Origin of the sequence: Sphingobacterium griseoflavum, from assembly GCF_014653155.1 — a bacterium.
Lineage (GTDB): Bacteria > Bacteroidota > Bacteroidia > Sphingobacteriales > Sphingobacteriaceae > Sphingobacterium > Sphingobacterium griseoflavum.
The window spans coordinates 178760-200280 of record NZ_BNAF01000003.1 but is presented as its reverse complement, the minus strand read 5'-3'; the positions used below and the strand labels follow the sequence as shown (position 1 = coordinate 200280).

The 21521-nt window shown below is 40.0% G+C and carries 23 protein-coding genes and 1 pseudogene; 11 read left to right on the top strand and 13 right to left on the bottom strand.

Translation table 11 applies throughout. The features are described 5' to 3' along the window. Window positions 1–421 precede the first annotated feature (421 nt). Window positions 422–1378, bottom strand: a complete 957-nt coding sequence (locus tag IE165_RS05005) for a hypothetical protein (RefSeq protein WP_189625504.1) — start codon at window positions 1376–1378, stop codon at window positions 422–424. A 165-nt stretch (window positions 1379–1543) separates the two neighbouring features. On the opposite strand from IE165_RS05005, the gene IE165_RS05000 reads away from it, so the two are divergent. Next, window positions 1544–2434 (top strand): hypothetical protein, encoded by an 891-nt coding sequence (locus IE165_RS05000; protein WP_229826357.1) that lies wholly within the window; start codon window positions 1544–1546, stop codon window positions 2432–2434. Window positions 2435–2505: 71 nt separating this feature from the next. Beyond that, window positions 2506–3159: a hypothetical protein gene (locus tag IE165_RS04995; protein ID WP_189625503.1), complete on the top strand. Its 654-nt coding sequence runs from the start codon at window positions 2506–2508 to the stop codon at window positions 3157–3159. A gap of 111 nt (window positions 3160–3270) precedes the next feature. Here the strand turns inward: IE165_RS04995 and IE165_RS04990 are convergent, their stop codons facing one another. The 3 genes from IE165_RS04990 to IE165_RS04980 form a co-directional block, all read right to left on the bottom strand. Then, window positions 3271–3729 (bottom strand): JAB domain-containing protein, encoded by a 459-nt coding sequence (locus IE165_RS04990; protein WP_189625502.1) that lies wholly within the window; start codon window positions 3727–3729, stop codon window positions 3271–3273. A 582-nt stretch (window positions 3730–4311) separates the two neighbouring features. Continuing rightward, window positions 4312–5391 (bottom strand): hypothetical protein, encoded by a 1080-nt coding sequence (locus IE165_RS04985; RefSeq protein WP_189625501.1) that lies wholly within the window; start codon window positions 5389–5391, stop codon window positions 4312–4314. Beyond that, a complete protein-coding gene (locus IE165_RS04980) occupies window positions 5351–6229 on the bottom strand; it encodes a sigma factor-like helix-turn-helix DNA-binding protein (protein ID WP_189625500.1) in 879 nt (292 codons plus the stop codon). Before IE165_RS04980 ends, IE165_RS04985 begins: the two co-directional genes overlap by 41 nt. A 366-nt stretch (window positions 6230–6595) precedes the next feature. Here IE165_RS04980 and IE165_RS04975 point away from each other — a divergent pair, with 366 nt between their 5' ends. Continuing rightward, complete coding sequence (locus tag IE165_RS04975) at window positions 6596–7066, top strand: helix-turn-helix domain-containing protein (RefSeq protein ID WP_189625499.1); 471 nt, start codon at window positions 6596–6598, stop codon at window positions 7064–7066. 71 nt (window positions 7067–7137) lie between these two features. On the opposite strand, the gene IE165_RS04970 is transcribed toward IE165_RS04975, so the two are convergent. The 3 genes from IE165_RS04970 to IE165_RS04960 form a co-directional block, all read right to left on the bottom strand. Further along, window positions 7138–7539 carry a type II toxin-antitoxin system HicB family antitoxin gene (locus tag IE165_RS04970; protein WP_189625498.1) on the bottom strand — a complete coding sequence of 134 codons (402 nt, stop codon included), beginning with the start codon at window positions 7537–7539 and terminating at the stop codon, window positions 7138–7140. 38 nt (window positions 7540–7577) lie between these two features. After that, window positions 7578–7757, bottom strand: coding sequence for a type II toxin-antitoxin system HicA family toxin (locus IE165_RS04965; protein ID WP_189625497.1), 180 nt, complete (start codon window positions 7755–7757; stop codon window positions 7578–7580). A 167-nt stretch (window positions 7758–7924) separates the two neighbouring features. Beyond that, a complete protein-coding gene (locus IE165_RS04960; protein ID WP_189625496.1) occupies window positions 7925–8338 on the bottom strand; it encodes a DUF5712 family protein in 414 nt (137 codons plus the stop codon). A 113-nt stretch (window positions 8339–8451) separates the two neighbouring features. On the opposite strand from IE165_RS04960, the gene IE165_RS04955 reads away from it, so the two are divergent. The 8 genes from IE165_RS04955 to IE165_RS04920 all read left to right on the top strand — a co-directional run bounded on the left by IE165_RS04955 (window position 8452) and on the right by IE165_RS04920 (window position 14824). After that, window positions 8452–10341: a serine hydrolase domain-containing protein gene (locus tag IE165_RS04955; protein WP_262891171.1), complete on the top strand. Its 1890-nt coding sequence runs from the start codon at window positions 8452–8454 to the stop codon at window positions 10339–10341. Between the two features lie 132 nt (window positions 10342–10473). Continuing rightward, window positions 10474–11508 (top strand): helix-turn-helix domain-containing protein, encoded by a 1035-nt coding sequence (locus tag IE165_RS04950; RefSeq protein ID WP_189625494.1) that lies wholly within the window; start codon window positions 10474–10476, stop codon window positions 11506–11508. Between the two features lie 76 nt (window positions 11509–11584). Then, a complete protein-coding gene (locus IE165_RS04945; RefSeq protein ID WP_189625493.1) occupies window positions 11585–12271 on the top strand; it encodes a hypothetical protein in 687 nt (228 codons plus the stop codon). Window positions 12272–12277: 6 nt separating this feature from the next. Beyond that, the gene (locus IE165_RS04940) at window positions 12278–13204 is read left to right on the top strand and encodes a DUF4350 domain-containing protein (protein ID WP_189625492.1); all 927 of its coding nucleotides are present in this window, start codon (window positions 12278–12280) and stop codon (window positions 13202–13204) included. Window positions 13205–13372: 168 nt separating this feature from the next. Further along, window positions 13373–13858: a DUF4385 domain-containing protein gene (locus tag IE165_RS04935; RefSeq protein ID WP_189625491.1), complete on the top strand. Its 486-nt coding sequence runs from the start codon at window positions 13373–13375 to the stop codon at window positions 13856–13858. Next, on the top strand, window positions 13845–13988 hold the full coding sequence (locus IE165_RS18615; RefSeq protein ID WP_189625490.1) for a DUF2256 domain-containing protein: 144 nt from the start codon (window positions 13845–13847) through the stop codon (window positions 13986–13988). The genes IE165_RS04935 and IE165_RS18615 overlap by 14 nt, the downstream gene beginning before the upstream one ends. After that, window positions 13964–14524, top strand: coding sequence for a 2'-5' RNA ligase family protein (locus IE165_RS04925; RefSeq protein WP_189625489.1), 561 nt, complete (start codon window positions 13964–13966; stop codon window positions 14522–14524). The genes IE165_RS18615 and IE165_RS04925 overlap by 25 nt, the downstream gene beginning before the upstream one ends. A gap of 33 nt (window positions 14525–14557) precedes the next feature. Continuing rightward, window positions 14558–14824 carry a DUF3253 domain-containing protein gene (locus IE165_RS04920; RefSeq protein WP_229826356.1) on the top strand — a complete coding sequence of 89 codons (267 nt, stop codon included), beginning with the start codon at window positions 14558–14560 and terminating at the stop codon, window positions 14822–14824. A gap of 231 nt (window positions 14825–15055) precedes the next feature. On the opposite strand, the gene IE165_RS04915 is transcribed toward IE165_RS04920, so the two are convergent. The 6 genes and pseudogenes from IE165_RS04915 to IE165_RS04890 all read right to left on the bottom strand — a co-directional run bounded on the left by IE165_RS04915 (window position 15056) and on the right by IE165_RS04890 (window position 21448). Continuing rightward, the gene (locus IE165_RS04915) at window positions 15056–15481 is read right to left on the bottom strand and encodes a nuclear transport factor 2 family protein (RefSeq protein ID WP_189625488.1); all 426 of its coding nucleotides are present in this window, start codon (window positions 15479–15481) and stop codon (window positions 15056–15058) included. Between the two features lie 792 nt (window positions 15482–16273). After that, a pseudogene (locus IE165_RS18650) lies at window positions 16274–16426 on the bottom strand (transposase); the annotation flags it as partial. Window positions 16427–16439: 13 nt separating this feature from the next. Further along, entirely contained in the window at window positions 16440–16826 is a 387-nt protein-coding gene (locus tag IE165_RS04905; RefSeq protein ID WP_189625486.1) for a hypothetical protein, read from the bottom strand. A gap of 143 nt (window positions 16827–16969) precedes the next feature. Continuing rightward, on the bottom strand, window positions 16970–17887 hold the full coding sequence (locus IE165_RS04900; RefSeq protein WP_189625485.1) for a hypothetical protein: 918 nt from the start codon (window positions 17885–17887) through the stop codon (window positions 16970–16972). 40 nt (window positions 17888–17927) lie between these two features. Then, on the bottom strand, window positions 17928–19244 hold the full coding sequence (locus IE165_RS04895) for an HlyD family secretion protein (protein ID WP_189625484.1): 1317 nt from the start codon (window positions 19242–19244) through the stop codon (window positions 17928–17930). A gap of 11 nt (window positions 19245–19255) precedes the next feature. Next, window positions 19256–21448: a peptidase domain-containing ABC transporter gene (locus IE165_RS04890; protein ID WP_189625483.1), complete on the bottom strand. Its 2193-nt coding sequence runs from the start codon at window positions 21446–21448 to the stop codon at window positions 19256–19258. Window positions 21449–21521: the final 73 nt, after the last annotated feature.

The following is a 21521-nucleotide window of genomic DNA, read 5'->3' as shown; positions in this document are numbered from 1 at the left end:
AATTGATATTAACAAAACTACGATACCGTAAAGAGATACGTAATAAAGGAGTACGTGATTTTCAGAAACAAATATGCGCCCCATGTAGATAAATATACTTGCAATAATAAGGGATTTCAGGGTGTTCTTTATATGCTTAACCGTTTCTGGATATAACGTAGAATTGTAAAAATGTTCTTTTATAGTAGTAATATCTTTCTCTGTCGATATTTCCTTAGAACTCTCCTTGAATGTAACTATTATGGTTAAAAATGTCAGCACAAAACCGGCCATAGTTAAAATAATGGAGAGGGTTTCGGATGCAATAAATGATACGTGATCAACAGATGGACAGGAAGCTATTTTATAGTGGCACACACAAAAAACTATCCCTACTATTATGTCGAATAAAATAGTACATCTGAAATAAATATCGATTATTTTATTCATGTAGAGAAGCCATAAACTCATCAAAATCCACTTTTATTAGATCATACCAGTCCCTATTTTTAACCACGGACTTTAGATCGGCATGTATCACTATCTCCTTTTGGTCTCTGATAAAATTGATTTTATCATACTCATCATTTTGATCTAAGTATTCTAATGTAAAGGAATCAAATGTGTCCAAATCTGTATGGCCTGTTGAGAAACTTTGTAACATTTGTTTAATAAATGCTAACCCTTTAATACTGTCTCCATTTTTGTTCTTGCCTCTTGATTGATAGTATGCCTTCATCGAGAGAAATTTTGGGTCAAATTTGCTATTTAAGTTATTAAAAGACGTGAAATAGTTATTTGCTACGGTTTTGTCTATCAAAGGAACTTTCTTTGGTTCAATTTTAAAATCGAAGCTTAATACGCTTTTTAAATTTTCTAGGACTGATTTTATAGGTCTTTTTAAAAATACCTCGACTTCTGTTTTCTTAGTAATGTTCAGATACTTTTGTCCCAAATTTCTAAAGTAATATTCAATATCACTTATCCGTGGTCCGATATTATTAAATTCTACGCAAAGATAGGGTTTATCTGATGACGTGTCTATGAAGAAATGTGTGGTTTCAGTAAGAGTTCCTAAGTCTAGAGAATCCAAAGGGACAAGTTGATAGCTTTCTTTTGGTTTAAGAAAAGGCTTTTTACCATTCCTAATAAGTGCTATGGTACCTTTATACCTATTCTCTAAATGATTGTAGGTAATGTAGCTTATAAAAAGTTCTCTCCGTTCGGTGGAAATTCTACTTTCATATCTATCAATAAGGTAAACCTTATTTTTAATAAATTTAGGAGTGCAAGCCTGGATAATCTTGTTCAATATATCCTTTTGTCGAAGATGCTCATTGGCTTTCACTGGTGTGAAACTCAATTTGTAAAAATTGAATCGCACTTCATTTAGATCCATAATTTCATTTAATTGATATTGTAAAAATAGTTATTTTATACATTCTTAGAAAAATTATTTTGATCGAGCGACCGATGTTCATATCTAGCTAAAAAATGGATGTCTATTTCACGAAACCAAGGAAAATTCAGTATTTTTGTTTCGAACACCTGCGTTAATTAACCGGTGAATAGCATAATATTAGAGCTTATGTACCTCAACCAAAAAACCTTAGAAAGACTACGAGAACTTATCAATGAAGAAACGGAATATCGCAAAGGGCCTCAATTGGTGAAATTATTTAATTCTCTTGGCAGCAGAGATAGTTACGGGCAAGGCTTCCCATCAAGATGGCAATATACGGATCAAAAACTAGCTAAGATAAACGGAACGCCGGAATTGGACAAGTTGTTTAAAATCCTTTTCAACCCCATCAACTACATAGGAAAATTTGATCAGCTAGATAGTTTTATTGCTGATATAAACCAGTACATGGCCTTCGACAAGTGGAAAGTTGTTAGGAACAATACAGAGATCACTTTTCAAAGAGTTAACGAGATTAAAATACCTGATACTCAGAAAAAAGAAATCATCCAAGAAGATGCTTTCTTAGACAAAGAATTTGAAGAAGTTGAACTTGACAAATTAGGGCTACATACTAGTGTTACCACCGTAGTAAAGGCTAGATTTGACGAAATAAAAAACTGCTTTAACTCTAATGCTCCTTTGGCAGTAATTTTTTTATCAGGAAGTTCACTAGAAGGGGTCTTACTAGGTATTGCGATTGCAAACCCTAAAGAATATAATTCGGCAAAAACCGCACCTAAAAAGGATGATAAGGTTAAGCAGTTTCATGAGTGGACTTTAATGAATCTAATTGATACATCATATGAGTTAGGGCTATTAAAGGAAGATGTTAAAAAATTTAGTCATGTTCTTCGAGACTTTCGTAATTACATACATCCTCTCCAACAAGTTGGATCTAATTTCCATCCTGATAAACATACGGCAAAACTATGCTGGCAAGTTTTAAAGGCTGCTATTTATCAGTTGGTAAACAATAGAATTAATAGATAATAACAGCACCATAAAGAGCTTCATCAAGTGACTAACGATAGATTCATCTTGTCTCGTAAAACCAATATAATATGAATGAAATTGATGACATTGTTGAGAGATTAGCCAAAATCGAACAGATGTTTGGGATAGGGGGTGCAACGGTTGTTATAATTCTAGCTGCGTTTCTTGTCGTAATATGGAAATTATTTGTAAAAAAAATTGAATTGATCGCTGAAAGAGCGTCTGAACAAACACTAATGAAGTTTCAAGCTAGTCTTGATAAGGAACTTGTTAAATTTCAAACAAAGCATCAAAAACAAGTTGACGCAATACATGATACTTTCCAGAAGTTTCAAAGAATGACATCAACTATAGACAACATGATGAATGGTGAAAAGTTTACTCAACATGTATCTGCTGACGAAGAAGTAAATTATCTGGTGAAATGTAGACATGAATTCAAAAAAACTTATTATCAAAACCGGCTTTTATTCCCTTCTCAAGTTTGCGAAAAAATTGATACGCTTATTCCAACAGTTGACATATTTATTGAAACGTTTATTGACGGCTTGTTTCCAGAACGATCAGAAGAAAATATCCAATTAAATGCTGAAGCTAATAATGGGCTATATATCGCAGGAATCTGGAGTATGGGCGCATTTACAGATATTTTAGCCCAACTTAAACAAATCTCTGAAGAAATTGAAGCCGAGTTTCGAAAGATCTATGGAATGAGTGATTAAAATCTTACTTCGATATAGTAAGTATCTACAAAAACCTACATGTCGAAAGTAAATAAACATTTCAACGTAAATCGTCGCATTTGTCTCACAAAACGAAGGATATTTGAGAGACTATATGTATCCCTCATCTCTGAATGAATAATAAGTTTGCTCGGTCAATATGAGATGATCGAGGACTTGGATATCTAAAATTTTCCCTGCTTCTATCAGCTTACGCGTAATCTGTCTGTCGGCTCCACTTGGTTTGAGTGTTCCCGAAGGGTGGTTATGAGCAACTCCGATCCTGATGGCATTACATAATAATGCAGATGACATAATTAGGCGAGTATCTACATAGACTGCATCAATTCCCCCATCGGCAATCTTCCGATACCCAATGACATCTAGTTTGCTGTTAAAGAATATCGCATAAAAGCTTTCTCGCACCTCCATTTCATCGGTATCCCAGATCATTCGGAACACTTTTTCCATTAATTTGGAATTGTTCACATTCTTAAAGTTTTCGACAGAAAGCTCTAGGTTTTTGTGGTAGGATACGCGCAATTCGTTGGCGATGAATCTGTTTTTCATGGCAGTATAAATAAAATGAAGCAAAAAATTGATTAACGCCACCCACCTACGAGACAATAGCTTGCCATGCAAAAAGAAAAAAAGATCAAAATGGCGAAGCGAAGGAGGCTGCGCTTTTTCAGCGGATACCCATTTTGTGAAGTTTTTTATTGGGTGCGCTGGTATCAAAGCGCAGGGGGCATGCCACGCTGGCGAAGTAACTTTGCTTTTAATCCATTGGTTGTCCCTAAAATTTACAGGCTCAAGGCCAAAGATTTTAGAAAGTTGGACTATCTCGTTGCTTTTTGCCGGGCAATACGCAGACACCCAAAAAAAGGATCCCGAAGCTGGGAGTAACGGGATCTTTTACTGACTAACCCAATTATCTATCTGAATTGACAGGCGAATATACGGCCATGTTTGCGCGCAGGAAGTGTCATCAGATGGGTTTAACGAAGATTTAATGTTGGGGTATAGCCGATAAACATATTAATGGACACGCTAAATCTTTGGCCAATTAGCAAATTTTTTGGCTACTGCATTAGCTACTTTGCTAGACACATAATTAGCACCATTATTCGCCTATTAGCTAAGTTGCCAGTCCTACTCGACAATGACATTTATACCGGCCAGCTCGGCCTTATATTTGATTTTTGTAACCAGACCATAATAACTCCAGTTTCGCAGCAAAAAAACATCTTCTTTTGCGGCTTCCTCCTTTGCCGACTGGTTGACCAATAGCAGTGTTCCCGCTCCGGATCGCGTGCAGATATCAATCAGTTTGCGGCTATAAAGGTGAAGCTTGGCTTCCACATACCGCTTTTCCCTGTCCCCGAGTCGCCGCACGGCACTTTCCTTCTTCTTGCGGCCGTGACCTCCACGATTCCAGGCCGCCGCTGCCTGCAGCCTGCTTCTTGCGGACTGTATTGCCATCCTCCTGTACAGGAATTCCTCAGTGCTGCCAATCTGATGACTGTTCCGGCCTATGGTTACGGTTATGGGATGCTGCGCAGAAAGTGAGGCTTCAGCGATGACATGCTCTTCCAACCTGTTAGCAGCCTCTTTAGCTTCATAGGAGATGATAAGGAATATCTTGCCCTTTACGATCTGAAGCGCTGCGGACAATACTTTTAACTGGCCGCCTGCAACGCGCTTAAGTATATTAAATTTATCTGATCTGTCCCGACCCAGATAGGTTCTAAAGGGAACCTTGAAAAGTTTGAATACAAAGTTCCTTCCACTTTCCTCTTTTACAGGCCGGAAAACAGCACCGGAAAACGGCATCGCCATATCTTTTTTATGATTGGACAGGCTCCGCTCACCGCTCCAGTATGCCGATTGCTGCGCATCGTATTTTCGGATAGCCAAACGGTTGAGCGCGCTGAGGATGTAGGACGGCAGCTTACCTTTGTAGTGGCCGGAAATCACACGGTAGGTTGTACTCATTCTTGAGCAGTTCAATATTCCTTCGCTTTTAACCTTCTCGTCCGAGAGCCTCACTTTGGCGCCTTCGCTGAGGTACATCAGCTCGCTGATGCGCTGCAACAGGAACTGGTGGGTAACCACAAGGTTCGCTGCGCGGAAAGCAACGTTTTGCCATCCAAATATTCTGGCATAGTATTCCCTTCGTTTCTCCGGTTCCCTACAGTCGATCTGTAACTGGATTCTTTTTGTTAGTATCATGCCATTTACGTTCGTACGTTCTTATTTTTTGCCGACTTTTTTTGCCCGAAGAAATGCTTGCGTGCGCCTGCACGAAAATTTTCCTGACCGTGCTACTGTCAAGTCCCAATGAATCTGCGATCTGCTCAAAGGAAAGCTGCAGTTCATAACGCATGCGTAATATCTCGGTCTGATCGCTATCTAGAGCACCCTCCGATACGATACGGGATGATGTCGTCAGCAGCTCGATCTTGCTATGTCCCATGAACACCGTGCGGATGGTATCCAGTGTCCTTTCCACCTGCATGGCTACCTCATAGTCGGATATTCCACCTAGGTAACTGGCAATACGTGAATAATCAAAGTTGTGCTTCAGGCAGAGCTGTATAAAAAGCTGCTGACGCGGTGCCATGTTTGGAAGTAGGGCATAGATACGGGAAAGCTGGTCCTGCTGCTCCTTTTCGAGCGTATCTATTTCCAGCAGATAATCAGGCTCTTCATCTGCCGTTTCATCTGGAAGCAGAAAATCCTGATAATCTTCTATACCGTCCATTTGTAGGAACCTGCGGTGAAACCTATATTTCGCACTTACAAAGTAGGTATGAAGTGAACCGCTGACCTGCGTTTTCAAAAATGACGTAACATCATCCGAACAGGAGAGGTTTTCACGGAAGAGCCAGAGCATCGCCTCCTGAACGATACTTTCCGAATGGCAGAAGTCCTTGGTTGCCTTTAATGATCTATGAAAAAGGTATCCATAGTAATTTGTATAGAAATAGTCAAGTCCACGCTCATCACCCTCTTTGAGCAAGCGGAGGAATCTTTCGGACTGCAGTTTGCCCTTTGTCTTTTTCATCATTCGGTACTTTTTGGGAGCAGCCAATTGCAATTCGATCTTCCAGTACAAAGTTCCGTTCTATCCCTCGATTAAATTGACAGTATAAGATTTGAAGTGAGTTGTGTACATCCCTAGTTATGTAAGGGAATGCTTGGTGAGCGTCAACTGCCCTCACCCTACGGCGGCACAAGCAGCCTCGGAATATGGATTATCTTTTGTTTAACCGGATAGGTTCGGTATATGGCGGCAGATCAAAGAACAGCAGCTATTGTCTATCGTTGTGATATTGTTTAACTTTATACCAAAGTTATTTGAATTTTTACAGAGAGCAGGCGCGGTTTTCTACCGGTTTACCGGTAAGATACCAGACCATAATTTTCATCGAACATGAACAGTAATTTTACGGAAAAAGACGAGAGTATGCACATCGGCCATAACATCAAGCGCATCCGCGAGATACGCGGAATTAAACAGGAAGCTTTCGGGCAGATGTGCCGCGGCAGGTATTCCCAACAGCGGATTTCCGACTTTGAAAATATGGTGGCGCTTGACGAGCCACTATTGGCCGAACTTTCGAGCGCATTGGGGGTCACTCCTGATTTCGTTAAATCCTTTAAGGATGAAAATGTTATTTATAATATTCAGAACAACACTAATACATTTAATGACCATGCTATAGACCAAAGTCATAGTCAGCATACAAAACCGACTTTCAACACCGATGGTGCAGAAAAGCTGATCGACTTGCTAGAAAAGTTTATCGAAGAAGACCGTGTTAAGACGCAGTCCATTGCTGACTTGAGCAGGGCCGTGCTTGACCTTACCGTGGAAGTCAAAAAGCTCAAAGAAGAAAGGTAAGGCCTTAAATAATATTTAGAGTAAAGGCGTGACCGGGCAATGATCACACCTTTATAGTTTTTTAAACAAACCTATACTAACTCAAGTGCCTGTAATTCAGCAGCAAGTCGATGAAGCCCTTCCTCTATTTTTTTCAGTTGGGGTTGGCGAGGCTTCTTTAGCCCAGAAGAGTAATGCTGTAACTGTCGTTGGTTTATACCAGTAATCTTCTCTAAAGCCGAGTTGGTAAAGATTCCTTTGTAGTAGTTTAATAGGCTTTCCACATCAAAATGATATATAATTTCATAATCACTTTTTAGTATAGTTGGGATGTTTGCCGGTGTAAACTCTTCTTTAATAATGTCTATAGCATCTAAAATGGACTGTTTTGCTTCTTCCACCGTATCTCCTCCGCCATAGATGCCTTCGGCATTCTCTGCATAAGCACCGAACATATCGGCACTGCGCTCGATGATGATTTTCAAGGTTTTCATAATGTTGTCCCTTTTTAGCTTTCATGAGAACCTGAAGCTTATTTAAGCCCCAGATCCTTCATGATTTTTTTGCGAAGGCCCTCTCCAATTTCCTTACTACCATGATAGGGAATGGGATAAGTTCTCCCATCTTTCTCATAGATGTAGTGAGACCCACTAGTGCGGACATGGTTCCAGCCATTCTTTCGCAAAAATCTGTGGAATTCACTTGATTTCATAACAAAATTAGTTTAAATGTGTCTGGAAAATTTATGCCTTAAATCGCCATACACATCTTTAACTCCACAACACAAAGGTAGTATATTTACTACTATTTGCAAAGGTTATTTTTATTTTTCAATAGAGGCTGTCGTTATAAATATGAAACGAGAGCCATAACTACTTGTCAATTCTGCGTTTCAAATATTAACAATACAATCAGTGCGACATCTTTTGGAAAGTCTGTTGCGAATATTGAAATAGATAGTTTCTTTCCGAACCAAAGGAGATTACGGTTATCCTTTACGCCCGGCCGTTTAAAATTGTGGGCGTATTCATCCATCATCTTCACACCAAATTCTTTTAGTACATCACCCACTGCATCTTTCCCGTGTTTTGAAATCAGATGATCTAGTTCCTTTTGGCCGGGACTGATGTTGATCAGAAAGAAGTTGCTGTCGCTTTTTGAAGGCTTTGTGATAATTCCGTCTATTCCAACGCGTACCAGCTGCGGTAAGACATCGCGCTGCTGTACATTGAACCACAGCCCCTGATCTTCCCTATTCCGACCTTTATTTTCTTTTTCCAGATACTGAACCACCGCAACTAATAAATCAAGGTCAGCGTTTTCAATATTGCTTTTTTTAGTTCGGTTGGATAGAAACGAACTCAGTTAAGGCGACATTTATCCGATTTGTCAAAAAATCAATACAAATGGATAAGCTTTTGAAGATATTATTACCACTAATTGCAACGTCTTTAATATGCTACAAGGCAAATGCCCAACAGCAGTGCCGCCACTCTAAGACGTCAGAGATACGTCAATTGTTAGCGCAAATCGACGTAATTCTGGATAAAGAACACATGCCAGGATTAATGATTTCCATAGTAAAAAAGGATAGCATTTTGTTTTCGGGGGGATTGGGCTATGCCGATCTAGAGAAACGAACACCTGTTGATCGTATTACGCAGTTTCATCTGGCTTCCATCACAAAGTTTTTTGTAGCCATGGGTATCCAAAAATTAATTGCAGAAGGCAAATTAAACCTCAATGATCCATTGCAGAAAAGTGTTCCCGAAATATCATATACCAATAATTGGGAGTCCACGAACCCTGTAAGAATCGTGCATCTTTTGGAACATACAGCTGGATTTGAGGATATTCATTTAAATAAGATGGTAAATACGACAGGAAAACCACTAACAGGGATCGCAGCTATTGAAGAGATTGAAAATTCGCTGAATTGCCGCTGGAAACCAGGTAAAATCATGTCATATTCCAATCCTGGATATAACGTTTTGGGATACGTGATGGAGAAAGTTTCTGGCATCCCATGGGATCAGTATATCAATCAAACATTGCTGAAGCCGCTAGAAATGGATCATACCTTATTCGATTTAAGTGGCGAAAGTTTACCAACGTATGCTAAAGGATATGACTATAGAAACGGACGCTTTACCGTATTTCCCAATTATATACCAGGAAGCAACGGGGCCTCCAGTGCACTGGTGTCGAATGCATCTGATATGGCTAAGTTCCTGCACTATCTATTAAATACTACTAAAAAGAACGGAAATGATCCATTAAGTGAAAGGGACATTGCTGAGATGGAAAAAATCCACAGCACACTTGCATCCCAAAACGGACTGCAAACAGGATATGCATTGGGAAACGATTTTTTTCCAAACAATAAGAAAGTGACGTTTAGAGGACATAATGGCAAAGGTGAAGGTTTTAGTTCCTGGATATTTTTTAACCGTGAGGTAGGTTTGGCCTATGCTATTTCCACGAATTGCAATGCAAATCTATGGCCGGTATCCCAAGTTATTGAGGATTTTTTAACTACGGACCTGGAGCCGCCAATGATGAATAGTGTAATAATAGATCGGGCCAAAATAGAACCATTGCTAGGCTACTACCAATTCATAAATCCCAAGAATGAACGGTGGGAATTTCACAAGCGAGTATTCGGTGGAATCAATCTTTTAGCAATTGAGAATGACAAACTTGTCGTCGACAAAGGAAATGGACAGCTTGATTCCTTGATCCATATGGGAAATTGTCTTTTTCGCTCTCGCGGAAACATAATTCCTTCATATATCATCGGCAGTGATGATAATGGTCGCCCATTTTTTCAGGGAGATGGAAACAATTTTTACGTTAGGACATCATATGGACCAATCTTATTCCAGAAGATACTTATTTATCTAGGGCTGTTCGCTGCTGTAATGTCCATAATCTATACCTTAGTAGGCATACCGTTAGTCCTGTTCAGAAAAATAAAGTCAATAGATCTTTGCATAGCCTGTTCGCCCGCTTTGGGAACGATATGTTTTCTGCTCGCCTATCGCAAAATGGGATTGACCGATGCGATTAACAAGGAGCTGTTCACGACCCTCAATACAACAAGTTTTTCCATCTTTGCAGGTATGCTTTTCTTCGGAATCGGCGTGCTGATCGGAGCATATTTATTATGCAAGCGCTGGCCGAAAATGCAAAAGTCGATAAAGCTACCTCTTGCTTTCAATTCCATATTTTTGCTCTACTTGGTGGTTTTACTTTCGATTCACGGTTGGATCGGCATTCCCATTTGGAGGATGTAGCTTAAAATTTTAATACAAATACCCTAACTTTAGACAAACTGTTTGAAATATTCGATGTTCGACATAAACACTTTAGCTGCCTTTTATGCCTTTTCAGGCGGAGCGCTATGGCTATTGGCATTCCTGCTTTTTATGGGGGGCGATAAAGTGGATACCCGAGCCAACCGATGGCTTGGCGCTTTTTATTGCATCCTGGCATTCAATTTTATCCAACTCTTTTTGGAAGGATTTGGAATTGGCGGAGACTTGCTAGTCCATGTACTCGAACTGCCAAGATGGGCTATGCTACCCTGCCTTTTTATGGCGGTAAGCCACTACACATCGCCGTCATTAATAAGAAAAGATTGGATTTTCCACTTCGTTCCATGGATTATGTTCCTTATGTTTTCTTTGGTGTATGTCATCCCAGATCTTTATAATGAGCAAAATCGTCTACCTGAATTACCTTCGTGGATAAGGTTTGCCGTCCGGTATTTCTTCTTCGGTCAGATGGTGTACTATTGGGTAACTTGTTTCTTTCTGCTCCTTGGTCACCAAAAAAATGTAAAGATGATGGCGTCGTTTACCGAAAATGTAAATATGGAATGGCTAAGATATCTATTGATTTCTGTGTTGTTCTTGATGCTCATACGTTTCCTTGACTTATTGAACCTCCACATAACTTACATCGCTCCTGTTTTATATTTTTTAGGGATAATGATGTTGGCCTACTCCACGCTCACGCAAAAATCAATCTACGCAATTGAAAAATATCAGCCCAGAGAATTGGAGGGAAGTGCATCAAAAAAAGGCTCGACCGAAAGGCTTACCGCTGAACAGGTCCAGGAGCTGAAAAATATGGTCATGCGGAAGACAATCGATGAAAAAATGTATCTCGACCCCGGCCTGACACTATCAATACTTTCCGGCAAAGTTGGCATCAGCACGCATGAACTATCCTACATTCTCAATAACGGTCTTGGAAAGAGCTTTTATCAGTTTATCAATGAGCTGCGGACCGAAGAAGCAAAATTACTGCTATTATCAGCCGACACCAAACATTTAGATATGCTCGGCATTGCTATCAGAGCTGGTTTTAACTCCAAAACCACATTTTATACCACTTTTAAAAAAGCTACCACTTTAACTCCGAAAGAATACATTAAAGCAAACGCAAAGGCGGTTTGACTAGCAATGCTGTTCGTTTGTATCCATTCGAACTTTTTCCATGTATTATGGGCTATCATTGCTTCATAAAAAAACAATGAAGACAATGAAAACATTCAATTTCACAAGCAGCCCTAAAATCTGCATCATGATGGGGATTACGTTATTTGGAAGTACGTCGCTTCCCGGAAAATGTTTTGCACAGGATAGGGGCGCTGTTATTCGGACAAATGCTCACAGATCGGCAATGGTATCACTCGATCAACTGGTGGGGTATTACCAACTTCCAAATAGAATTGCCTTTATTGAGTTTCAGATGAAAGACACTTCTTTATTGGCCAGACAATTGTGGGATAACAAAGAATACCAACTCATCAGGATTGACCAAACCAACTTCGAATCAAAAGATGAAGGTCACAAAATCGAGTTTCTAAGAGATAGTGCCGGCCATTTTAACCATGCAAAGATACTGGGAAGGATAATGACAGCAAAAGTGGGATTTGATCCAAGAAAAAGCAAACCGTTATCCGCAGAACAACTCAAAAGGCTAGAAGGGACGTATACTTTTAGTGGTGACAATAACCATAAGATAAAGATTCTATCCACACAGCAAGGATTAACGCTAAAGCAGATGTGGGATGATAAAGAGGTTACATTTACGCCTAGATCAGAAACATTTTTCTTGAATGAAGACGGCACTTTTCCACTGACATTCATGTTGAGCAATGGGGAAGCAATCCATGTTACCTGTTTTGAGAACGATATCTGGTTAAAAGATAAATAGGTCGCGATGACAAAGCAGAAGATACAAAGAAGATTTCTTGTTATAGGGTTAGCGGCGATCATAGGGCATGCCTACAGCATTGCACAACAGGTATCCGATGAGAATTTTCATTACACACTAGTTTCCCCCATGTACAAGGAAGCTGGTGGGCCACTGATTTTGTTTGATGAAGCACATAATAATGCAGCAACGTTAAAGGGAACCTACTCAGCGTTCCGTAGGTTGCTGCTGGAAGATGGCTATCATATAGCAAGCACCACGGAGAATTTGAGCCCAGATCTTTTGGCAAAAGGAAAAATATTTGTAACGGTAAATGCGATGTATGATATGGAAGATTGGAATTTGCCGGCAAGATCAGCTTTTTCTGAGCAGGAAATCGATGCATTATCCAGTTGGGTTGCCGCGGGTGGAAGGCTATTTCTTATCACGGATCATATGCCCTGCGGCGCCTCTGTTAACGATTTGGCGGGAAGATTCGGAATCAATATTGTCAATGGTTTCGCACTTAGAAAGGATGGATTGCCAGAATTGTTTTCAAAGCAGAGAAAGACGCTTACCTCAAATGAGATTACTGACCCGCCGGGCAAAGAAATAGACAGCATGATGTGTTGGGGTGGCACAGGCTTTATTGTGCCCCCTAACGCCCAGGCCATTTCTGTATTGGGCGAGGATTATCGTATTTATCTGCCAACCGATGTTTCGCAGATAAAACGCCCCCTGCCCAACACCCTTCCCTATATCTCGGGAAGAGGTTTGGTGAACGGGGCATATTTGAAATTTGGAAAAGGTAGGATAGTTATATTTGGTGACGGTGCGCCATTTTCTGCGCAGCTTCAGGGTATCAAAAGCGAAAAAAGAGGTATGAATCATCCCGCAGCGGCACAAAATGCGCAATTTCTTCTAAATATTATACATTGGCTCGATGGAAAATAAACCTAAACCCACGTTGTTGTTGATGGTGTAGCTTAAAACCTTGTCAATGTTGGTATTGCAAACAGTTATTTATCTGGCGAATAAAGACCTCTATAAAAATACCATAGCTCTTACCAAACTCTTCCTACATAAAAAGGGTCTTATATGTATAGCGATGGGATTAATTATATGAAAAGTAGACAGCCGAGCTACCTGAACTTCGATAAAAAGGACTATCCATGGAAGCCCGATATCAACTATCGAGCGAGCCCATGGAAATACCGTGTGGGTAAGGGGGAGCAGGGCGTGCTGATCTGTGAGCCGTATAAATCGGAGATTGGCCAGCACTGGCGCTTCAAGACCGAAGCCATTGCCGAGGAAAGTAGTGATACGATCTTCGCGATGTTCGAGGACTATCTAAAAGCAGCTGATTTTGTCGGCGCAGACATGGCTCGCAAGTATTTGCAGATGGGCTATACGCGCGCAAGACGCTATGCGAACTACAAGGGAGGGAAAAAGTACGATAAGGATCAGGATTATGCCCTACTGGAACGCGGCACCGGCGATTTGGAAAAGGCCGCTGCTGCAGACGTGTTTTATAAACGATGGAAGCAGGCCGAGGCCAATGCGCAATATGCTGCAATGAAAAAGCAATGGAAAGATGAACGGGGTTAAAAAGCATGATCTACCGCAGAAGATTTGCGCAGCCTGTGGAAGGCCATTTACTTGGCGCAAAAAATGGCAGAAGAATTGGGATGAAGTTAAATATTGTTCAGAGCGATGCAAGAGAAGCAAGACAGCATAACCTATATATTGACGCTTCGACTAGATGAGGAGAGCCAAGCCTTTTTTGATGCGCTTCGTAAAAAGCACTTTCCAGTCGAGCGGAACTATTTAAAAGCCCATCTAACATTATTTCACAAATTGCCGGACAGCACGCACACTTTTACCGTGTTAGGTGAGATCATCCAAGAACCTTTCGACATGCAGGTTACCGGTCTTCGGCATCTGGGAGCCGGAGTCGCTTTCCAAATCGAGAGTGGTATTTTACAGCAGCTCCACCAGAAGTTAGGTAATGCGTTTGCCAAGGATCTGATTCCACAGGATAAACAGCGATTTATGCCGCATATTACGGTACAGAATAAGGTCACGCCCGCTGCCTCAAGAGCATTATTACATGAGCTTAGTGAAAGCTTCACGCCCTTTACGGCTCGGGCAATCGGTGTGGATCTGTGGATATATAGAGGCGGCCCGTGGGAATACAAAGAGGGATTCCCATTTGAGCGTTCTTCATGTAGCAAACAGGTGAGCTCCTCATGTACGACGCGATCTACCAAGTAACGATACCTAAAGCGATCTCGTAAAAACTTCCACATGCCCCTTTGCGTTTCATCTATTATGAAGGATGATAAAATAATCGCCAGTATCTTATCAACAGCACAGGCGCGTGGTGATGAAAAAACATTCTGTCCGTCAGAGATCGCCAGGGAGCTTTTTCCAGCCGATTGGCGTGCGCATATGCAGGAAATCGTTGAAGCAGCGATTGCATTGCAGAAGCAGGGGAAAGTGGTGATCACACAAAAGGGAGAGCCTGTCGATATCGATCATATCAAAGGGCCCATTCGTATTAAAGGGATCTAAATGTGCGTTAGCATTCTCGTTAACACCAGACTTCAGATACGATCACGAATACGTTGTTTTCCCAAACGAATAAGAGCAATTCCCTCCGATAAAAAGTTCGCTGCGATCATATCCACTGAAAAGTACAGGGCTTAAAAATAACAAAGTCTGCAAGGCTGCAGACTTTATAACTAAACTAAACAATGCAATGTCTCGCGACATGGCGGTATTGAAACAAAAATTTTGATGCTATTAGGGGTAAGTAGTCACTACCTTGCTCACTTTCCAACCATCCTGATCCTGACTCAACGTGATGTAATCCACACGCGTAAACTTCTCAAATACCATCGTTGCTTTTGCCATACAAGCCTTTCCACTTTGATCCAAGATCTCATAGCTAGTCTTACAGTCAAAGTTTACGCCTTTATGCGCTTTTAAGAACGTGGTGTATTCGCGCTTGTTAAAGGTGTCATTGTTTGCGCTGTTGCTGTACTGAAAGTCATCCGCAAAAAGGAATTTATTCAGTTCGATGCTGCCAAGCGTTGTCGCTTCCAGGTAGGTGTTGATCACCTTGGTAGATTCCACGTTCTTTAAGGGGTTGGTTTTCTCTGCTGCGAAAGAAGAGAATGAGCTGATCATGATGATGGCTGCTGCGATGGTTGTTAATGTCTTTTTCATGGTTGTGTTTTTTAATGTCTTTAAATATTTTAATGTTATTATTTCCTATTTGATACCTCAAAAGTACGGCGCTGATGCCTGCTGATGAATACCTATTAGATGGGTTGCGGCTGTTTCTCGGTAAATGCGGAACTTTGATCGGTGAAATATTTTACCGATGAGCTTAACCAAACTACTGGCCGCTTGCCATCTGTAAATAAGATTGCAACAGCTTTGCCAAAAAGCGTAAGCGGTAGATTATCAGCTGATTAAATTTTTGAGCGTTATTTTAGCTGTTCGATAGCGGACAAAAAGATGTTCATCTTTGAACAAAAGCAAGATAATGAAGCACCAATGACGGTTTTCTTGATCATGTTAAAGAGCGAAAACGCCAAAGCTAACGGTAAGCATAATGAAGAATATCTACAAGTGCACATATACCCATAAGGGTGTATTAAAAAAATCCTGAAGCGGGGAGCTTCAGGATTTTTACTAACTAACCAATTATTAACCTAAATTATGAATACTAACATACAACCAAATAATGTGCCATTGGATAAAAGACTTTAATATTTTACAATTTTTAACATGCTTAAATTTTGGATAGTTTGCTATCGTCGCAAACATCTTGACTCTTTTTTTCTTTGCTTATCCAGCAAACCTCTGCGTGATAGGTCGCTCAGAAAATATGTACTTAGCAGGGCGGATACATGCGAAGCTACTTGGTGGATGGTTTGCTGTATAGAGTCAAGTCAGGCACCCTGGTATCCCGGTGCCAAGCGTTGCAAGGCTATATAGCGATATAGTGCGCTGGCCGATTAAATCCTTACGTCCATCCATTTCTACACCTAAGATGGTATACATAGACCTAGGTTTAACTGTACCACTCTGCCTTGTTTTATAATGCATACAATCCAGAAAAACCAAGGGATAGACAGCTTTCCGTGGACGACTACGCCTTTCATTCCATTGCCCATTTTCATGTATTATCTTCAAATTGAATTCGAAGGTACTTTCTATTAGGGCCCTTTCTTCTTTTAAGAATCTGAAAATCATTCAAGCTTTTGGCGCGTTCAAATAGCTTGTCGATCACTTCTAAAGACGAGGGATTCATTTGATAGGTGTGCACTTTCTCCAAGGTAAAACCGATCGAACCACTGTCTACGAATACGATGTAATCTTTGACATCTATACGGTCGTTATACTTTTGATAGCTCTTAAATTCCGTGATTAATATATTAGTGACTTTGTTGCTAGTATCTATTTCGAATACAAATGTCCCTTCGCCATTTAAGTATTTAATTGGTGAAACTACCGGCTTGTAGGCGGAGCTGTCCGCTATTTTTATGTGTCCTAATGTATCCATCAATTCAGTATACAATGGTCCCAGTTGACGAAATTTTGTGTAAACTAGTGAGCTATCAACTTTTAACTGTGCATGACAGATAATACAAATGCTTAAATTGATGATAACGAGAGAAATTTTTTTAAAAGACATCTTGTGTTGTTCTATCTTAATAGGTCGTCAATAATTAATTCTTCAAAATTTTCAAAATGAGTTTCGTCGTATCCAATATAAACTCCCCCGCCATTAGTACCGTCTTTAAAGCCATCGATCAGATTATTAAAATCCGTAATCGAATTATGCACCCCATCTGCAAAATCAACAAATTGCTGTAAATAAGAGTCGTCCCTGAAATTAAGTAAAAAATTCGGAAGATCATTTAACTCTTTCGCAAGCCTATATTCTATAAGACGAGCCTCTAGCTCGTAAAATATATCCGTCTTTGTCGAACCATATTCCGCATTCTGAGCCAAATGTGTCAATTCGTGGCCAAGGGTTAATGTAGGATAGTGTCCTAAGAAGCCGCTAGGCTCCTCATTAAAAATACCGATATTCAGTTGACTGCCCTGTACAGAGCTCATATCACTGTCAGAAACGTCAATTTGACCCGTTTTCCCCAACAGTAACCCTAAAAGTTTACGCCCGATTTCAGTATTTTGGATGGAAGTCAAGGCGGCAGTCAACCTTTCTTTAAATTCTGCCGATAGGTTACTGCTAAATTGAAGTTTTTGTAAAACTTGCTTCACAAGATCTTGTTGCGAGTTGTCTTGTCCACCACTATTGGAGCTCTCTGATCCACTTCCATCGTTGCCATCATTGCTACTACTGTCACCGCCTTCACTCGGGGGATCATCGGGAAATTCACTCCCCTCGCCGGGTTCTTCGTTAGTAGGAAACTCTTCGTCAGGAAGTTCTCCCCATGGATCTTCTCCATCTGGAGGAGAAACATCTACCCCAGGTAATTCCCCACCCTCTACTGGCTCGTCACTATTTCCTCCCTTATAACGAAATAGATCGTTTTGCGGCAAATCTTCAAATTCATTCGCGATATTGAAAAATCGTAATTTGTTATTTTTAAGCATATAAAATTATTTATCATATTATTATTTACATAGGAAACTGTCAAGCAGGCCGATCGCGCAACATGTATTTCACGGTCTCAAATACTCGCTCAATCAACAGTCGTTCTTTGGTGATGATTTCTGCAGTACCCTTAAGCTCGTGTTTGAACTGTAGGATAACACCATAATTAGTGGTTAATCCTTTTTGAAGTTGAACATTGATCAAATAAGATTCGATATTGCCTTTTTCCGTCATCTGCGTATTGGCAACCATTGAGATATCACGCACATCTCCCTCCAATGCTCCAAATTCGTTGTATGGATAATCATCCAATTTGATGATTACTTTTTGACGCTCCTGAACTTTTCCGGCGCCAACATTGGGGAGGAGAACCTGTGCAATAATCTTACTGTTTGAGGGAATCACGGAAAAAACTGGCTCACCCGCTTTGACAAACAAATTGTTGTTCCAAAAATTGAGGTATTGAATATTTCCAGCTTGTGGACTTCGAAACACAAATAGTTCGTCAAACTGCTTGATGCTAGCAATCAGCTCTTGGAAATATGAACTCAAAGAGAGGTATAGGGTTTTTTCAACCTCATCCTTTTTGATAAAAGACTCGTTTACTGCATTCTGTGTTCTGAAAATTTCGAGCATGATTTGCGAAGCTTCATTTTTAGCATTCACATCACTGAAAACAGCATTCATCTGTCCCATTTTGTTACGTTCGAATTCAGCTATGCTGATCACTTTTTTTGCGAGCAGTATAGAGTCTCTTTTTGCAGAACGGCCGATTAAAGCCAAATTCTCGCCGGATACAGCTTGCTTGTCTTTAACTTTCTGAAGTAAGTGGTCTTGCTCATTCAGCAAACGTTGATAAGTCTTGATCTGCTTATCGTAGATTCTATTTTCATAATAATTTTGGTATTGCATCAAGGCGTCAAGGAAAGCATAATACTTCGCATTAATCGCTCCCAAATATACTTTTCTTGGAAATTCAGAAATTGTTGCCCGCAAAGATAATTTACTAATATCGAACTCCTGTAGCAAGCTATCAATGCGAAATACATCATTCATGTTGGCCGGATTGTCGATATACCCCAGCACATCCCCCATGCCTACCATCTGCATATTTTTTTTTAATAGAATTATCTTTCCCGAACTTGTAGCGTAAAGTTTTATAGCCGGAGCTTCCGTGTTAATGGTAACATTCCCCTGTTGCACGTCCGGATAGGCAATACAAAAGCCTAGAAGGAGCAGAAGACCTAGAATACCCAAAGCGATTAGCGTGATCTGTATGCCGAACTTTTGTGGCATGCGGTTCACAATATGATCAACCTCTTCTGTTCTTTTATAGTTTAACGGCTTTTCTTCCATTTCTTAATTGCTTATTCTTGCAGTGCAAATGTCAACTGTGTATTGACCAATTCGCCGTAATATCCATTTCTTTCCATTAACGTAGCATGGTTGCCTACTTCAATAATGCGCCCATCTTTCATTACGACTATTTGATCTGCATTTTTTATGGTACTTAATCGATGTGCGATGACTACTACGGTACGGCCAACAAATGATTGTGAAAGAGCTTCGACAATCCTCCGTTCATTAATTGTATCAAGGGAATTGGTTGCCTCGTCCAAAAACAGAAAGTCAGGATTTTTATAAAGTGCACGTGCAATAAGAATGCGTTGTTTTTGACCGCCACTCAGGCCTCTTCCTTGCTCGCCCATTTTTGTCTGATAGCCTTTTGGCAAAGCTTCTATCTCTTTATCTATATGAGCAGTGCTGACAGCCATTCTAAAACGATCATAGTCTACCACTTCATCGCCCATAATAATATTATTAATAACGGTATCGTTAAAAATCTTACCATCCTGTAATACTACTCCACATCGAGAACGCCAATCGTGTAGAGAAAAGGTATTGATGTTGAGGCTACCAAGCGTTATTTCTCCTTGGCTGGGTTGATAAAGTCGCAGGATCATTTTTAATAGCGTACTTTTTCCACTACCGCTATCGCCAACGATAGCTGTTACTTTACCCTCTGGTATTTTCAGCTTGATGTCTTTTAAAATATAGGGTGTTTTAGGAGCGTAGCTGTAATATACACCTCTGACATAGATATCTTTATTATCCGGTAAAATTACTTCATTAAAGGACGCTTGCGTTTCTTCGTTTTCCAACTGATGTATTTCATTGATGCGAAGAAGTGAAATTTTAGCAGTTTGTGCCGAGATAATGAACTGAATAAATTGCTGAATCGGTGCATTTAACATGCCGATGATAATCTGTGTAGAGATCATTACCCCAAAAGTCATTTCGCCATTTACAACAGATCTTGCGCAGAAAATAGTAATCAGCACATTTTTTAGTCCTTCTATAAACTGTCCACCCTGATTTTGGTAATTCGTAACTGAGGTTAGTTTCAGATTTACCTTGTATAATCTCGCCTGTAGGTTTTCCCATTTCCAACGTTTGGCATTTTCATAATTATTAATTTTTACGTCCTGCATTCCGGAGACTGTTTCGACCCAATAGCTTTGATCTTGAGCCATTAATGAAAAGTAGTTGGTATCAAGGCGTCGTCTTATCGCAAGAAATCCGATTACCCAAAAGAAATATAGAAGACTTCCCGCAAGAAACAGTAAGAAAATCGTTTTGTTGAATGACCCTAAAATTATAGCGAATACAATAAATGTCATCGTGGAAAATATGAGGTTTAACGAATTTCCCATTATAAACTCCCGAATTCTTTGGTGATCCGAAGCTCTTTGAAGGATATCACCGATCATCTTATTTTCAAAAAATGTTATGGGAAGACGCATCAGTTTTATCAAATAATCTGATATTAACGATATATTTATACGGCTCGTCAAATGTAATATAATCCAATCACGTACTGCATTAGAAAATGTTGTGGCTAGCAAAATGCCTACATTAGCAAAAAGCATAATGTTGATGAAATTAACGTCTGATGTTCCTACGCCAATATCTATAATAGATCTAGACAGAAATGGTAATGTTGCCTGCAGTCCTGTAACGAGAAACATGATAACCAACAGATTGATAATATTGCTTTTGTAGGGTGCAAAATAGTTAAGAAGATTTGTTACGGATCGTTGAGGCCTCCTATCCTCTTCCAAATTTATATCGAAAAAATTGATCTCCGGTTCCAGACCTATGACCACACCTTTCTTTGTTCCTGTTTGTATCCATTTTTTAATGAAAGACTTGTGATCTATCGAGAGCTTTCCTTTCGCTGGATCGGAAATATATATATACTTCTTCGTGGCTTTATATACAACAACAAAATGAGACTCTTTCCAATGCGCGATACAAGGATAAGGCACGGCTTGCAGTAGTTGTTTGAAAGAGCATTTTACTGCTCTGGACTTTAGACCTATCCGCTGCGCACCGTTGATGATATTCATAATTGATACGCCTTCTCTTGTTGTACCACAAATATTCCGAAGGTATGCCAACGAGTAAAATCGTCCAAAATGTCTTGCTACAATCTTCAAACAAGTAGCACCGCAATCCATTCGATCCAATTGCTGTTCCCGCGGGAATTTAGATATCATTTACAATGTTATCGAATATAATATTAAACATTACATATTGAAATATTAAGTTTTTGTTATCGGTTTATTAAAT